Raw genomic sequence first — 14788 nt, 5'->3', positions numbered from 1 at the left:
ACCCTTCTGATACCAGAAGGGCCCCACTCTTATTTTTTGACGATATGATCAATGATCCCGTATTCCAGCGCTTCCTCCGCCGTCATGAAGTAATCCCGGTCGGTATCGACTTCGACTTGTTCCAGGGGCTTTCCCGTCCTTTCCGCGATGATTTCATTGAGATGCTTACGAAGTTTGACGATCCGTTTCGCGGAGATCTCGAGGTCAGTCGCCTGCCCACGTGCCCCCCCGAGAGGCTGGTGAATCATGATTTCACTATTCGGAAGGGCCATCCGCTTCCCCTTGGTGCCGGCAAGGAGGAGCATGGCACCGAAGGACGCGGCCATCCCTGTACAGATCGTCCTCACCTCCGGAGTAATATACTCCATCGTATCGAAAATGGCAAAACCGGCGGAAGTCGAACCACCGGGACTATTGATGTAAAGGGAGATATCTTTGTCAGGCGCATCTGCCGCCAGGAACAGGAGCTGGGCGACGATACTGTTGGCCATGGCATCGTTGATTTCATCGCTTACCATGATGATCCGGTCCTTCAGCAGTCTTGAATAGATATCGTAGGAGCGCTCCCCGTTACTCGATTGTTCAATCACATACGGTATGGCATTCATCTTGTATCCTCCTCCATTATGCTGCGTTGGAGAGGAAGAAGGAGGAGTGGACATGCAGACGTTCACCGCTTACCGTCGACTGACGGGCTAACAGCGTCGGGATAAACTGAAGAAGAAGGGCAGGATCCTGTGCACGAAGGGTACGGAGCAGGATGGCATCCAGTTGTTTTTGAATGTCGGAAGGTTCCTCCATGCCAGGCTCATCCTGCAGATTTTTCAGTCTGTTCCTTGCACGACTCAATAGCGCCTTGATCCCGGTTTCACTCATGTTCAATATGGAAGCAATCTCTGCAATGCGGAACTGAAATGCTTCTTTCAGAACGAAGGTGACCATCTGCTTCGGGGTAAGGTGACGGAGAAGGTGGGCGCAATCAAAACCGGACAATTGATACGACTGCTCTTGACGTGAAGCTTCCACCGTTTCCCATCTCCGCTTACGCGTTACATCAATCCACACAGAATAAGCGATACGCTTCAGCAGTGCTTGGGTCCACTCCTCATGTCGGTAATGTTCCAATGCCCTGGCAAGGGACTCTTGTGCAATCTCGTCGGCATCCCACTGATTTTTCGTCAGAAAGCGGCAGTATCGTAGGAGACTGTCCCTTTGTTCCTTCATGCCGCCTGGGTGAGGCGACTTTTCTACAGGTTGCATATCCTTCACTCCTTATCATCCTCTCACACTACTAACGGATGGGAAGCCGAAAAAGATACGGGTCACACCAATAATTCTTTCAGGCGGTTTGGATCATCCACCCTGATGGCCACTTCACGCACCATGACCTTCCTACCCATGAATAGTGTGGCTTCTGCTTCTTCCTTCAATGTGATGACAACCTGGGGCTCCACTTCTTCAAAATCTTTATACATGAGGAGAAGACCGGCTTCAGCTGGTTTTCCACCCCACTCCATGTGTTCAATATTTTCTATAGGAAAGACAATCCTCTTTTGAAGTCCCTGGCCGATATAGATCATCCCGTCCTTCACTTCAAGGGGATGCAGGCGGGCGATCTGAATCTCAGCAAGGAACAGGATGACCCCGTATACATTGAGTATGAGGAGCACCATGGACAGGACCGGTTGAATATCATGGAGCCACCAATGAAACCCCACTGATTCCAGGACGATGGCGTGGATCAACATGAGATTCATGGCTGTGTGGCTGGTGGTTTGATGCATGGTCACCACTCCGCGATGGACGGGTGCTTTGCGCTTCCAGCTCATTAGACCGTAGTAGATTGTGAGGATTTCAGAGGTGATCAACCTGACGATAAAATGATCCTTTACATTCCGTATGGCTGCGGGGAGAAGTGAAAACAGGGGTCCGTTTCCAGACTCCCTCATATAGCCCTTTATGTCCGGTATCTTTTTCACCAGGAGGAAGACCAGTGCAAGTTCTCCCATGACAACGATCACTTCGACCGCCAGTCCGGCATACAGCAGAATCGTGTACTGAGCAAAGTATGCTTCGGGGAGTATGAATCTTGCGAGGACGAGACCGAATACCACGATACCTGCAAGCTGTTTTTTGGAAAGTCTGAATGCTGCATACATCAAAGCCGGCAGGACGACCACCAGGTCAAGGAGGCTGCCGAACACCACTTCTTTGCTGATATGAATATCTAGGTAGAGTTGTACTGAAGATTGATACAGTAGAATATTGCATAGTAAGATGACGGGCACGAGCATGAGCGCCCATTTTGACATACGTGTCCTTCGGAAAACCATCGATTCACTCCCAATCCACATATCCTTTTTCTTACATTATAACAAGAAGGTCCAGTTTTAGGAGGAATGAATAAGAACATTCTTGAAAATCAAAAAAAGGCAACACGACGTTGCCTTGCTTCAACATGATATTAACGATTCTTAACGGGCACCCATACCTCACAGCGAAAGTCTTCTGCCCCGGCGTCTTCCATCGGGTACAGTTCGAACTCAGGACCACCGCTGTGCTCAAATCCCGTGGACGGGAACCATTCTGTGAAGATCCTCTCCCATACGCGCTGTATGGCCAGAGGCATCGGACCCACCACCTCAAATACCGCCCAAGTGGCAGCAGGCATCGTATGCGTTTCATAGGCTACCGTAGCCACCGTATTTTCAGCCCCGATGAAATACGTGAATTCATCCTTGGTGCGATCTTCGTGCAGGCACACGCCCATAATCGAATCGGCGTTGGCAGCCCTGCAAATCTCCCGGTCAATCCCATCCCTGTTCACCTGCTCCCAGAACTTAGGGATCTCCCTTAGGTTTTCTCCATCCTGCGTGCTCATTCTCCTGCCGATCCCCGCCACTTCGAACGCTTCTTTTTCAACCATGCGATAATTCATCTCGTTCACCCCTGTTATCTGAAGTTTAAAACCCAATCTCGGGTACGCCCTGACAGACGCTGAACGTATCCTCGAAGGCGGCACTCCATGAAGCTTCCGGAACGCTTTCGAGAACGACTCCGGCGTTTCATATCCATACTTCAGGGCAACATCGATCACTTTTGCCTCTGTCACCATGAGTTCCTGGGCCGCTACGGTGAGCCTCCTCTTCCGGATATACTCCGCAAGCGGGCACCCGGAGATGACGGAAAACATCTTCTGGAAATGATGATGGGAATACATGGAGAGCGCAGATAGCTCATCCGGATCGATTACTCCGTCCAGATTCTTCTCAATATAGTCGATGCACTGATTCAACCGCTCCAGCATTTCCATTTGATTCCCCCCTTATGTAGAATACATTGAAACCCGGAAGCCTCCCTGTCTTTTTCGGCTTTCTGAGGACAGATGCTGCTTCAACGCCCTCGTAGTATACCCCCATTCAGATATTGGTGGTTTAACAAAGTATGTATCCTACATCACCATAGCAGACTATTAACTATTTCTCACTCAAATTGTAAAAAATTTAATAACGATTCTTGTATGGCAGGACAATGCAGATGGCTTCTTTCATATAAGAAATTGACATCTGCAGGAAAATGAAACCCCAAACCATTACATCCGTATATAAAGGAATCAATCATTTAAGGACGTGTTCAATATGATCCAAGACCAGATCGATCAGTATGAATTCATCTATACCACCTTGAAAAAGCGTCTCCGCTGGCAGGTTTCCGATCAACGGGCACTCATGCTGACCGCCTCCATTTACTGTACGAATGATCATGCTTTTGACGTGGAGCGCTTCTTGGAGATAAGCGAAATGATCAAAAAAGAAACCGGTATGTTTTCTCACTTGAAAACGCAGTTGCGCTTTTCATTCGCTGCCCTTCTCGATGTGAAATCTGAAGACCCACGCCTACAATTTGAACGCCTCCAAGCTCTTTATGACCGCCTCATTGAAGCAGGTTTCAAGAGGGGAATCTTCACCCATCTTGCTGCCCTTGCCGTCCTTGGTGAGGAAGAAACGGATTCAAGCCTGCCTGAACGGGCACTTGCCCTATATAAGCGTATGGCGAAGGAACATTTATTTCTGACCGGCCATAGCGACTATCCTTTTGCCGTACTTCTCGCTACAAAGGAACAGGAGAATATTGTGAGCTATATCGAGTCCTTTTACGACCAGCTGAACCATGAAGGCTTCCGAAAAGGGAATGATCTCCAGACGATGAGCCATATCCTTTCCCTTCAGGAGGAAGAAGGACCGGAAGCCCTGATATCAAGGGTTCTAGGGGTATATGATGCCCTCCGCTCGGAAGGAATCCGCATGAAACCGGCTTACTATCCGCAGGTCGCCCTGCTGTCATTCGTCAAAGATGCGGACTGCGGCAGGGTCCGTTCCGTATGGGACAACCTGAACAGGATCAAAGCATTCAGATGGCATAAAGATGTGAATTTCATGATGGCCGTGAACTTCTATGTGAGCAATCACTTGGAGGATTCTTCCCTCGCCACGACGAGCTTGTCGACGACGATCGAGACACTGATCCAAGCACAGCAGACTGCCATGATCGCCACCATGTCTGCAAGCGCCGTAGCCACAAGCTCGTCCAACGATTCATGATGGAGCTGCTGGCATTCGCCCTGCTCCCCCTCTCTGTGACATTGCTCCTCATCATCGCAGGGATAAAATCATTCAAAAAGAAACGGTCTCCTTCGCTCTTCTATACGCCATTTGACGGGATCACCGGGCAGACAGAAGTGGAATTCCATGAAGAACAGGAAATCCCGGCGGTAGATGAAGAGACTGGAGACGAACCGGAAAGGAACCATCCATGATCAGCAAAAAACAGTACATCATCATGTTCAGCTTCGCTATTACTTTAGGTATTACAGGTGGTTTTTTTGATCTTCCTTTTGGTGCAGTCGTAACGGTGATCACAGCCTCTGTCCTTCTCATTGCCATGATTCCCTATATGTATTATATGTACCATGCAACAGATTCACACAAAGTTGAACAGTTTTTATCTGCACGCACAAGGCAGCCGATACTGGGCTTTTATTGGGCGCTCGGCCAAGGTGACCCTCTCCTGGTGAAGGATCAGCTCAACAAGGTCCTGCGAAAGTACAAATCTCCCGCACACCAAGCGATTTTCCTTCTTGCAGAGGCTGCACAGCGAAAGGATGTACGAAGCGCCGCTTCCCATCTTCTTCAAGTTAAACAGTCGCAGGTAAGGGAGTATTACCAGGTTCATTTATTGCTAGAGGAAGGAAGGCTTGAAGAAGCCGCAGAGAGGGCCGATTCCATGTCAAAAGAATGGATGAAAGAAAGTATCCTCGGCCGACTCCACTCCCTGAGCGGGGATGTAGAAGCAAGCAGGAGGCATTACAGGGAGGCCGCTCAGTGCTGTAAAGGGGTTCAACGATATCTTCTGGAGGGGTTGTTTGAATCAGAGCATACAATAAAAGGCATTCACACCCCCAATAATAGGTAGAAAAATACAAAACCATTTTGAGACTCCCATAAAAAATATAAAATCCGGGCGTTGCCCTTCCGTTCAGGAAGTGAGCACACCCGGATTTTCACTGGTTCTGTTTCTACTTCACTTTGATGATGATCTTCCCTTTTGCATGATGAGTTTCACTTAGGGCATGGGCATCCTTCAAGCCTTGTTCACTGAGGTCGAAGGTTTCTCCTATGATCGGTTTCAGTTCTCCCTTCTCATAAAGGTCCGCCAGCTTCTTCAGCTGTTCGCCGTTCGGCTCCAGCCACAGGAATTTCGTTGTGAAGTCGGCCGCATAGTCTTCAGAAGGCTGTTCGGCGATGGAGACGAGCTTGCCACCTTTTTTCAATACCTTGAAGCTGTCCTCCTGAACCTTTCCTCCCATCGTATCGACGACAAGATCATAGTCTGATAAGAGCTCGCTGAAATCCTGCTCCCGGTAGTTGATGAATTCATCTGCCCCCAAGGACCGGACAAACTGCTCGTTCTTCCCGCTCGCAGTGGTGGCGACATGGGCCCCGAAGCTCTTAGCAATCTGGATGGCATAACTTCCGACTCCTCCTGATCCTGCATGGATCAATACGTTATCGCCTTTCTTGATTTCACCAAAATCCACCAGGCACTGCCAGGCCGTCAATCCAGCAAGTGGGATTGCTGCTGCTTCTTCATAGCTCATGGAATCCGGCATGGGTGCTAGCAGATGGGCATCCACCGGCACATACTCCGCATAGGTTCCCTGATTCGTCGTTTCCGGACGGGCGAATACCCGATCGCCGATGGAATAGCCGCTGACGTTCTTACCGATTTCAGAAATGGTGCCTGCTACATCCCATCCAAGTATGATCGGGAATTCAAAATCAAGCATCTGCTTCAGGTATCCCTCTCTCAGCTTCCAGTCGATCGGATTGATTGAAGTTGCATGGTTCTCTACCAGCACCTGATCATCACCGATTGCCGGCTTCTCTACTTGCTTTTCTTCCAAAACATCCTTGCTTCCATATTGATTGATCACAATTGCTTTCACAGTGGATTCCTCCTTGGTAATCTAAGTTCATACGGTATATGTTCCCTCAACCTGAATAAGAATAAACACAGGAACTTCGAGGTTCATTTGTTGGCGTCACTGCAACATTTGAGGTAACGTTTAAGCTACATATAGAGAGGGAAAACTCTCACTATCTTATCAACCAATCAATTCAGGAGGTTCATTTAATGGAAAAGTATGCGCTATTGATCAATGGTCAACAAACCGGTCAGGATCTCGACACGATCGAGGTCGTCAACCCCGCCACATCAGATGTGATCGCCACCGTTCCGAACGGAAGCACGAAGGAAGCAAAGTACGCTGTCGATGCTGCTTCTGAAGCGTTTAAAAGCTGGAGTAAACACTCAGCCTACGAGCGGAGCGAACTGGTCCGTAAATGGCATGATCTCATTCATGATAATCGCGAAGACCTCGCCCGTACGATGACATTGGAACAAGGAAAGCCGCTTAAAGAGGCCCTTGGGGAAATCGACTATGCCAACGGCTACATTTCCTGGTTTGCTGAAGAAGGAAAGCGTGTGTATGGAGAGCAGATTCCGGCAACGCAACGCGACAAAAGGATGTTCGTGACGAAGCAGCCAGTCGGTGTCGTCGCCGTCATCACGCCGTGGAACTTCCCCGCTGCGATGATCACACGGAAGGTCGCGCCTGCATTAGCGGCAGGATGCACCGTCGTCATCAAACCGGCTGAGCTCACACCGCTGACAGCCTTCAAACTTGCCCATCTGGCAGAAGAAGCAGGTATACCGAAAGGCGTCATCAATGTTGTGAGCGGAGACTCCAAGACGATCGGGGAAGCGTGGACGGATGATACGCGCGTCCGCAAGCTCACGTTCACAGGCTCAACTCCTGTCGGTAAAATCCTCATGAAGAACTCTGCGGATACGATGAAGAAGATCTCCCTTGAGCTTGGCGGTCACGCTCCTTCCATCGTGACCCAGGATGCGGACATCGATAAGGCCGTCAAAGGAGTGGTAGCTTCCAAATATCGCAATGCCGGTCAAACCTGTGTATGTACCAACCGCATTTATGTTCACGAATCCATCGTTGATGAATTCACCGAAAAATATGTAGCAGAGGTCAAAAAGCTGAAGGTCGGCAACGGACTGGATGAAGGCATTGACATCGGACCTCTCATCGATGACCGTGCCGTGGATAAAGTGAAAAAACATATCGATGACGCCGTTGAAAAGGGCGCTGAAATTGCAACGGGAGGCAGCGTGAAAGAAGGGCTGTTCTTTGAACCCACCGTACTCACCGGCGTAACAGACGATATGCTCTGCATGAGCGAAGAAACATTCGGCCCCCTTGCCCCGATCACCACGTTCAAAACGGAAGAAGAAGCCGTTGAACGTGCCAATGATTCGATCTATGGACTGGCCGCGTATGTGTTCACAGAAAACATCTCCCGAGGAATTGCCATTTGTGAGCAATTGGAATACGGGATTGTCGGGTTGAATGACGGAGGGCCATCCGCTCCTCAGGCACCATTTGGTGGATTCAAGCAGAGCGGACTTGGCCGGGAAGGCGGCCATCAGGGAATGGACGAATACCTGGAAGTGAAATATATTTCTGTCGGATTATAATCCTTTTCGAGTGGCTGAGACAAACGTGTTTTAGTCATAGTACAACCCGGATTCATCTGCCTGCGATCAGGCAAATGAATTCGGGTTTTTATTTTGTTATATGGTTTCCAGCAGCGGTTGATTGGAGTGCAAGACGAAGACTCCCGCGGAAAGCGAAGTCTTGCACAGAAATCATGTGCGGTATAAAGAGCCTATACTGATCGTGTTCGTCATTCAATGGTCCTTTTTAGTATTGTCCCACCCTCTTTTTTTTTGTTGACCTTTACGTAGCGTCATGGATTACAGTGAAGGATATCAACAGAAAGGAGTGACAGAATGGAAGCATATCCGATGCCCATGTTTGTGAAAATGGAAGTGAGAGATATCGAGCGTTCCGTGAAATGGTACAAGGATGTCTTGGAATTCAACGAGGTGTACAGTCTTAGGGGGGAGGAAAACAAGATGGTGATGGCCCATATCCGCGGTGAAAGATACCAGGATCTAATGCTGATCCCTGCTGGATCAATCGTTCATCCACAGGGAATCACCATCAATCTGCAGTGGCATGACGTACACCTTACTGCTGGGAGAGCTCCGGACTCAAGCATTGTGGAAGGGCCAGTCGATCGACCGTGGAATGCACGGGAAGTCGTCCTGATCGATCCTGATGGCTATAGAGTGACTTTATCAGAAATTCTTCATTCCTCCTTATCGTTCGATGAAGTCAGACAGGGATTCTAAGCGTTTACAGGTTCCTCCCTTATATGTCAGAATAAATACTATATTTAAAAAACAAATTGACGAATGAATTCCTTCTGTGCTAGATTACTACTATAGTAAATGTCAACGACGGGAAAGAGTAGATTGGGACACTGTTGCAAAGAGAGCCGGCATTTGGTGGGAGCAGGCGAACGGTACCCTATTGAAAATCATCCCTGAGACGCAGTGCCGAACGGAGTAAGCACTGCCGGTTTTCCACCGTTAACAGGAAGACGTATGTTGGTACGTTCAAGTGTCGCTTGCTTCTTTGGCAGGCGGAATTCGGGTGGTAACGCGGGTATAAGCTCGTCCCTTTTTATTTAAGGGGCGGGCTTTTTTGTTTTTCAGGATATAATCAGGAGGTTCAACATTATGAATAAAAAACATATTATCGTAGCTGGATTCATGCTCTTTTCCCTTTTCTTCGGGGCCGGGAATCTGATTTTCCCTCCTACCCTTGGAATGGAATCAGGTCATGCATTCATACCTGCCATCACTGGCTTCATTCTCTCAGCTGTATTCCTTCCCTTCTTCACGATCATCACTGTGTCTCTTTCGAAGAATGGGCTTTTATCAATCGGTGAACGGGTTCATCCCCTTTTCGGGATGATCTTCGCCATCATCGTATACTTATCCATCGGCGCCTTCTACGGTATTCCAAGGGCCGCCAATGTGGCATTCGAGCTCGGGTTCGAACAGATTCTTCCCGTCCAGGGGCATATGCCTCTTCTCCTATTCTCGATTATCTTCTTCGGAGTGACGTTCTTGATCTGCCTGAATCCGAAGAAAGCCATCGACCTTGTGGGACAGTGGCTTACTCCAGCACTTCTCATCGTATTGGCTATTCTATTCATTAAGGCCTTTTTCACCTATTCGTACGGGGATGCACCGACAACAGACAAGTTCCAACACTCCCCGTTCCTTACGGGCTTCATTGAAGGCTATTATACAATGGACGCCATCGCAGCCCTTGCTTTCGGCATTGTCATCATAAATGGGTTCCGCTCCAAAGGAATGAGCAAACGGAGTGAGCTTGTGAAAGGGACGATCGGTGCAGGATCGATTGCCGCTCTGGGTCTCATTCTTGTATACGTATCTCTCGGATGGATCGGAAGGGTGATTCCTGCCGACCAGGCTGTTGCCAACGGCGCCGAACTCCTTGTGCTGGCATCGGGACAGCTATTCGGCCCCAGCGGGAATCTGATCTTCGGTTCAATCGTGATCCTCGCCTGCCTGACAACCTGTGTCGGTCTGATCAATGCGTGCGCTCAATTTTTCCAGGAGCGCTTCACCCTCCTTTCCTATAAAGGGTATGTCGGGGTATTCACCTTGATCGGGCTTCTCTTTACGAACCTGGGATTGAATATGATCCTCAAGATTGCTGGACCTCTTCTATCCTTGATCTATCCTATAGCCATCGTTCTTGTTGTCCTCTCCCTTGCTCAGCTCTTCCTGGGGAAAAGCAGGAGGATGTTCATCCTTTCGGTGGGGATGACGGGTGCGTTTTCACTTTATGAAACGTTCCACAGTTTCAATATGGTACCGAAAAGTCTCGAACACGCCGTAGACTGGATCCCTCTATCGGCTAATGGGTTGGAGTGGACCCTTCCCGCTCTTCTCTGTGCCGTCATCGGTTTTGTATGGGACCATATTTCCGGTTACCGACGGACGAGCGAACAGTGGGATGGCTAAACGAAAGGCAAGGTGTCTTCGCGACACCTTGCCATTTATTTTGCCTCTTCCCTTTCAAGGAAAATCTCTTCCAGGGTTGGTTCATCGACCTCTACCCGGTAAACGTCAACCTTGATCCGGTTAAGGACGCGGATGATGTCAGCAATCTTCTTCTCATCCTCCACCACTATATGAAAATGGGTTTCTTCCATTTCGAGATCCCGACCGTTAATGGAAAGCCATTGTTCCAGATCCTCTTGATCACGGACAGGGATGGGTGAATGTTTGACTTTCACTTCAATGTTCGAGCGGTAAAATGCCCTCAGCTCTTCCATCGTGCCGCTTTTAATAATCCACCCCTCCTTCATGATAGCAAGACGGTTACAGATCTTTTCCACTTCGTCGAGGTTATGAGACGTCATGAAAATCGTTTTCCCCTGTTTCTGCAGGGAACGGATCAGGTGCTGAATCTGCAGGACCGACTCTGCGTCCATTCCTGAAGTCGGTTCATCAAGGAAGATCAATTCAGGATCATGGATGATGGCCTGTGCCACTCCAAGCTTCTTCTTCATACCGAAGGAAAACTTGGAGGTTTTTTTATGTTCATGCCCTTCTAGACCGACGGCGGCCAGCACCGACATGCACGTATCCTTGGATACCTTTTTCCCCGATACACCGGCAAGGAACTGCAGATGCTTCAGTGCGGTCATGGATTGATAGAATGTTGAATAATCAGGCATGACGCCGATCTTGTGCTTGATTGCATTGTGATTCTCCTCTTCTCCTAGGAGGGAATAGCTACCGGAAGTTGGTATCACGATACCGGTCAGCATGTTGATGAACGTTGATTTCCCTGCTCCGTTCCTCCCGAGGAACCCAAAGATCTCCCCCTTCTCCACCGTGAGATCGATTCCTTTGACTACCTGATTTTTCCCGAACGACTTTGTCAGCCCTTTCGTTGTAATCATCAACATCCCCTCCTTCGGAAGAATATATATGTTAGTAAAAGTAAAATGAAAGCATCAAGATACATGAGCAAGAACGTATAATCTTCCCTGACAAGATAATAGTTCGGATCAACATACTTCATCCAGCTGAACCATGGATTCGAGGTGTATGCCAACCAGTAGCCGAGGATCGGAAGGAGGATTCCGGCAATGATACTCATAAACATCGTCAACGCAGGCACCGGGACCACCGTCGACAGGAAGACCGTAAAGGCTACCTGACAAGCGATGAGACCCATGAGCTGAAAGAATGTGAAAGCATCGAATCGGTGTGAGAAAATCGCGATGATCACGTGGGAAACAGTGATGCAAGCAAACCAGAATGCCAGGATCCCGAGGAACTTGCCTGCCACGATGGACCGCCTTGACGTACGGGTCAACAGGAATCTCATGGTCCGTTCATGCATCTCCCGGTTCATCGTGTCATGCGACAGTCCCATGACGAACAGTTGACCGAATACAATCATGACCACCAGCAAGCCTGCTGAATGGGCCATATCCGCCTCATCGGGCGTTAACTCCAATGCGCTCTCGAACATAGAGGAGAATTTCGCAAAATAATACGTCGGGACAAGGAGCATGAGGATGATGGCGATGGACTTGAACCCCTTGAATAATTGAAAGAATTCCCTTTTGGCGATGGCAAACATATGAACACTTCCTTTTCTTATTTGTCTATACAAAAAGGATAATCCACTACATTTAACGCAGGTGAAATCCCACCTTAACTTTTCCTTAATTCTCTAATTCTACTAAAACTTTGATGATATGATAGGTGTAACACCGTTAAGTTAGGAGATTAATGATGAATGAAGCACGATTATTGATTGTTGATGATGAAATGGCACTTATGAATATGCTTGAGACCCTGCTCCTCAGAGAGGGAATTTCAAAGATTGATAAAGCAGAGACTGCCTCACAGGCACTTGCCCTATGTAAGAGTCATACCTATGATTTGATACTCTTGGATGTGATGCTTCCTGATCAAACAGGTTTTGAGATTTGCCCATCGATCCGCGAGCAATCCGATGCCACGATCTTCTTTCTGACCGCCAAGGCCGGCGACCTCGATAAGTTATCGGGATTTGCAGTCGGGGCTGATGATTACATCACCAAGCCCTTCAACCCCTCGAAGTCGTTGCAAGGATCAAGGCACATCTATCCAGGAGGTTGAAGATCAGTACGATACAGGATCAGACCGTGCATAGCTGCGGACCCATCGAAATGAACACATCGACAGGAGAAGTGTTCGTACGGGGGGAATCCGTTCGACTTCCTGCTCAAGTATACCAATTATTACTATTCTTTTGTAAGCACCCGAATCAGCTTTTCAGCAAAGGACAGCTCTATGAGCAGGTGTGGGGAGACGCCTTCATGGGGGAAGATAACACCGTCATGGTGCACATCCGGAAGTTGCGGGAGAAAATCGAGGAAGATCCAGGGAATCCTGAGCTCATCCTGACCGTCCGGGGGCTCGGGTATAAACTGGAGATTCCAAGGGGGAGCAGATGAATATCCATACTCGATTCATCCTCCACCTCCTCGGTCGCCTGATCCTGACCGGCTTCCTATTATTGCTGTCGATCTTGATCATTTTCTTATTCATCGCGTTCCTCACCATGAATTCTGCCATTGAAAAAGACCTCACCACCGCAGAAGGACTCTATTTTTCCGACAGGGTCGAGGTCAAGGATGGCAAAGCAACCATCGATCAACATTTACAAAAAATTCTTCAAAAGCAAAAGAGCTGGTTGATCATCCTGGACTCCAGGGGAGACTTTGCCGGATCTTACGGTGCTCCCGATTCCGTTCTCTCTTCAAAACATCTTCTTTCGGCTGCCGATGAGGTCTCCTTTACCGATATCCATACGTGGGAGATCCTGAATATGGACGATGAACCGTCCTACGTGATGCTCGGGAAACATCATCCTGAGAAGCAATGGTTGAGCAAGGTGAAAGATGAGGTCGATTGGAGTAAAGGAGAATGGTTGCCTTCGTCAAAAGATCAGCGGCAACTAAAAAAAGAGGGTGTGTGGATTCAACTGACCGACCCTGATGGCAATGTTCTTCAAGCTTATGGAGACCGGCCACCTTCAGAGAACTACACGTACAAGGACATCCTTCAGCTGGATGATCCGGATCAGTCCGTGCACCAAGATCCCCTCTCAGGAAAGATCCTGATATCAGGGATTCACCCTCCTGCTGAAGCACCCATTTCGGTACCGATCCATAACGGGTGGTTCATCGCGCTTATCGTCATTGCCCTCCTGATCTTGTTCAGCACCTTTTGGTATGCACGGAATCTCGGCACCCCTCTCTTGATCATGGTTAAATGGATCAAGCAGCTCTCTGACGGTCAATACTCCCAACCGGTCAACCAGGTCGGGGAATCCACGATCTATAAGAAAAACGGGAAGCTTAAACGGAATTATCGTCTATACAAAGAACTTTTCAGCCAGCTATCCAAGCTGACGGACACACTGAAGAGCAACGAGAGGCACGAAAAGAAGGTGGTCAGCTCAAGGGAAGAGTGGATCAGCGGACTATCGCATGATTTGAAAACCCCCTTATCATCCATTACCGGATATGCCCAGATGCTGCAGTCCGATCAATATGAGTGGACTCCTGAAGAAATAAGGGATTTTGCCGGTACAATCGTGGATAAGTCCGCATTCATGAAGGATCTCCTTGATGATCTCACCCTCGTTTATCAGCTCAACAGCCAAGCCCTGCCCATTAGGAAAGAAAGGACAGATATCAACGAAGCGGTGCGGAGGAGCGTCATTTATTTCATCAATACGGCACAAGCCGATATCCGCTTCCTTCCTACGGAAACCCCCATGCTCGGGATGGTGGACCGGAAGTGGTTTCAACGGATCCTCGACAACCTCTTATCCAATGCCATCAAACACAACGGAGATGGTACAACGATCACCATCTCCACTGAAGCCATAGAAAACCAACTATTGGTCATCAAAATTGAAGATGATGGAGAAGGAATGGATTCCGAGACCCTCTCCCACTTGTTCCAACGCTTTTACCGTGGAACAAACACAAGTGATTCCGGAAGCGGTACCGGACTCGGGATGGCCATTACGAAACAGCTGATTGAACTGCACAACGGTTCCATCAATGTACAGAGTGCACCTGACGAAGGAACAAGGGTAAGGGTCATCCTGCCCCTATAGGACCTGATTTTTGGAAAACACTATAAAGTGCCCATTAAAATACCCGGATTCATCAACCTTATCTTAGGCGAA

The 14788-nt window shown here is 48.6% G+C and carries 14 protein-coding genes, 1 pseudogene and 1 other annotated feature; of the genes and pseudogenes, 8 read left to right on the top strand and 7 right to left on the bottom strand.

All coding sequences use genetic code 11. From position 1 onward, the window contains the following. Positions 1 to 29: 29 nt before the first annotated feature. The 4 genes from clpP to D5E69_RS07000 all read right to left on the bottom strand — a co-directional run bounded on the left by clpP (position 30) and on the right by D5E69_RS07000 (position 3313). Positions 30 to 608: an ATP-dependent Clp endopeptidase proteolytic subunit ClpP gene (gene clpP, locus D5E69_RS07015; RefSeq protein WP_048005042.1), complete on the bottom strand. Its 579-nt coding sequence runs from the start codon at positions 606 to 608 to the stop codon at positions 30 to 32. Between the two features lie 16 nt (positions 609 to 624). Next, entirely contained in the window at positions 625 to 1260 is a 636-nt protein-coding gene (locus D5E69_RS07010; protein WP_159129478.1) for a sigma factor-like helix-turn-helix DNA-binding protein, read from the bottom strand. 62 nt (positions 1261 to 1322) lie between these two features. Beyond that, positions 1323 to 2312, bottom strand: a complete 990-nt coding sequence (locus D5E69_RS07005) for a hypothetical protein (RefSeq protein WP_159129477.1) — start codon at positions 2310 to 2312, stop codon at positions 1323 to 1325. Positions 2313 to 2464: 152 nt separating this feature from the next. Next, on the bottom strand, positions 2465 to 3313 hold the full coding sequence (locus D5E69_RS07000) for an AraC family transcriptional regulator (protein WP_159129476.1): 849 nt from the start codon (positions 3311 to 3313) through the stop codon (positions 2465 to 2467). Between the two features lie 325 nt (positions 3314 to 3638). Between D5E69_RS07000 and D5E69_RS06995 the strand changes: the two genes are divergently transcribed. From D5E69_RS06995 to D5E69_RS06985, 3 genes are read left to right on the top strand one after another with little or no spacing between them, the layout of a single operon-like run. After that, entirely contained in the window at positions 3639 to 4601 is a 963-nt protein-coding gene (locus D5E69_RS06995; protein ID WP_159129475.1) for a DUF4003 family protein, read from the top strand. Beyond that, positions 4601 to 4816: a DUF3951 domain-containing protein gene (locus D5E69_RS06990; RefSeq protein ID WP_048005047.1), complete on the top strand. Its 216-nt coding sequence runs from the start codon at positions 4601 to 4603 to the stop codon at positions 4814 to 4816. The genes D5E69_RS06995 and D5E69_RS06990 overlap by 1 nt, the downstream gene beginning before the upstream one ends. Then, positions 4813 to 5472 carry a hypothetical protein gene (locus D5E69_RS06985; RefSeq protein WP_159129474.1) on the top strand — a complete coding sequence of 220 codons (660 nt, stop codon included), beginning with the start codon at positions 4813 to 4815 and terminating at the stop codon, positions 5470 to 5472. The genes D5E69_RS06990 and D5E69_RS06985 overlap by 4 nt, the downstream gene beginning before the upstream one ends. A gap of 103 nt (positions 5473 to 5575) precedes the next feature. Here the strand turns inward: D5E69_RS06985 and D5E69_RS06980 are convergent, their stop codons facing one another. Next, positions 5576 to 6505, bottom strand: coding sequence for an NADP-dependent oxidoreductase (locus tag D5E69_RS06980; protein WP_048012559.1), 930 nt, complete (start codon positions 6503 to 6505; stop codon positions 5576 to 5578). A gap of 188 nt (positions 6506 to 6693) precedes the next feature. Between D5E69_RS06980 and D5E69_RS06975 the strand changes: the two genes are divergently transcribed. The 3 genes from D5E69_RS06975 to brnQ all read left to right on the top strand — a co-directional run bounded on the left by D5E69_RS06975 (position 6694) and on the right by brnQ (position 10542). After that, entirely contained in the window at positions 6694 to 8112 is a 1419-nt protein-coding gene (locus D5E69_RS06975) for an NAD-dependent succinate-semialdehyde dehydrogenase (RefSeq protein WP_159129473.1), read from the top strand. 315 nt (positions 8113 to 8427) lie between these two features. Continuing rightward, complete coding sequence (locus D5E69_RS06970; RefSeq protein ID WP_048005051.1) at positions 8428 to 8832, top strand: VOC family protein; 405 nt, start codon at positions 8428 to 8430, stop codon at positions 8830 to 8832. Between the two features lie 96 nt (positions 8833 to 8928). Next, positions 8929 to 9167 (top strand) — a binding site (T-box leader). A 55-nt stretch (positions 9168 to 9222) separates the two neighbouring features. Then, the gene (gene brnQ / locus D5E69_RS06965) at positions 9223 to 10542 is read left to right on the top strand and encodes a branched-chain amino acid transport system II carrier protein (RefSeq protein ID WP_048016237.1); all 1320 of its coding nucleotides are present in this window, start codon (positions 9223 to 9225) and stop codon (positions 10540 to 10542) included. A 35-nt stretch (positions 10543 to 10577) separates the two neighbouring features. Here the strand turns inward: brnQ and D5E69_RS06960 are convergent, their stop codons facing one another. After that, complete coding sequence (locus tag D5E69_RS06960; RefSeq protein ID WP_159129472.1) at positions 10578 to 11495, bottom strand: ABC transporter ATP-binding protein; 918 nt, start codon at positions 11493 to 11495, stop codon at positions 10578 to 10580. After that, positions 11489 to 12178, bottom strand: coding sequence for an ABC transporter permease (locus D5E69_RS06955; protein ID WP_159129471.1), 690 nt, complete (start codon positions 12176 to 12178; stop codon positions 11489 to 11491). The genes D5E69_RS06960 and D5E69_RS06955 overlap by 7 nt, the downstream gene beginning before the upstream one ends. 155 nt (positions 12179 to 12333) lie before the next feature. Between D5E69_RS06955 and D5E69_RS06950 the strand changes: the two are divergent. Both D5E69_RS06950 and D5E69_RS06945 read left to right on the top strand, forming a co-directional pair. Then, positions 12334 to 13040 (top strand): annotated as a pseudogene (locus D5E69_RS06950) (response regulator transcription factor). Further along, positions 13037 to 14716, top strand: coding sequence for a sensor histidine kinase (locus D5E69_RS06945; protein ID WP_159129470.1), 1680 nt, complete (start codon positions 13037 to 13039; stop codon positions 14714 to 14716). Before D5E69_RS06950 ends, D5E69_RS06945 begins: the two are co-directional and overlap by 4 nt. The last annotated feature ends 72 nt before the right edge of the window (positions 14717 to 14788 follow it).

Origin of the sequence: Rossellomorea marisflavi (assembly GCF_009806575.1) — a bacterium.
GTDB classification, from domain to species: Bacteria; Bacillota; Bacilli; order Bacillales; family Bacillaceae_B; genus Rossellomorea; species Rossellomorea marisflavi_A.
Note: the sequence above shows the minus strand (reverse complement) of the source record. Positions and strands in the feature narration are given on the sequence as shown.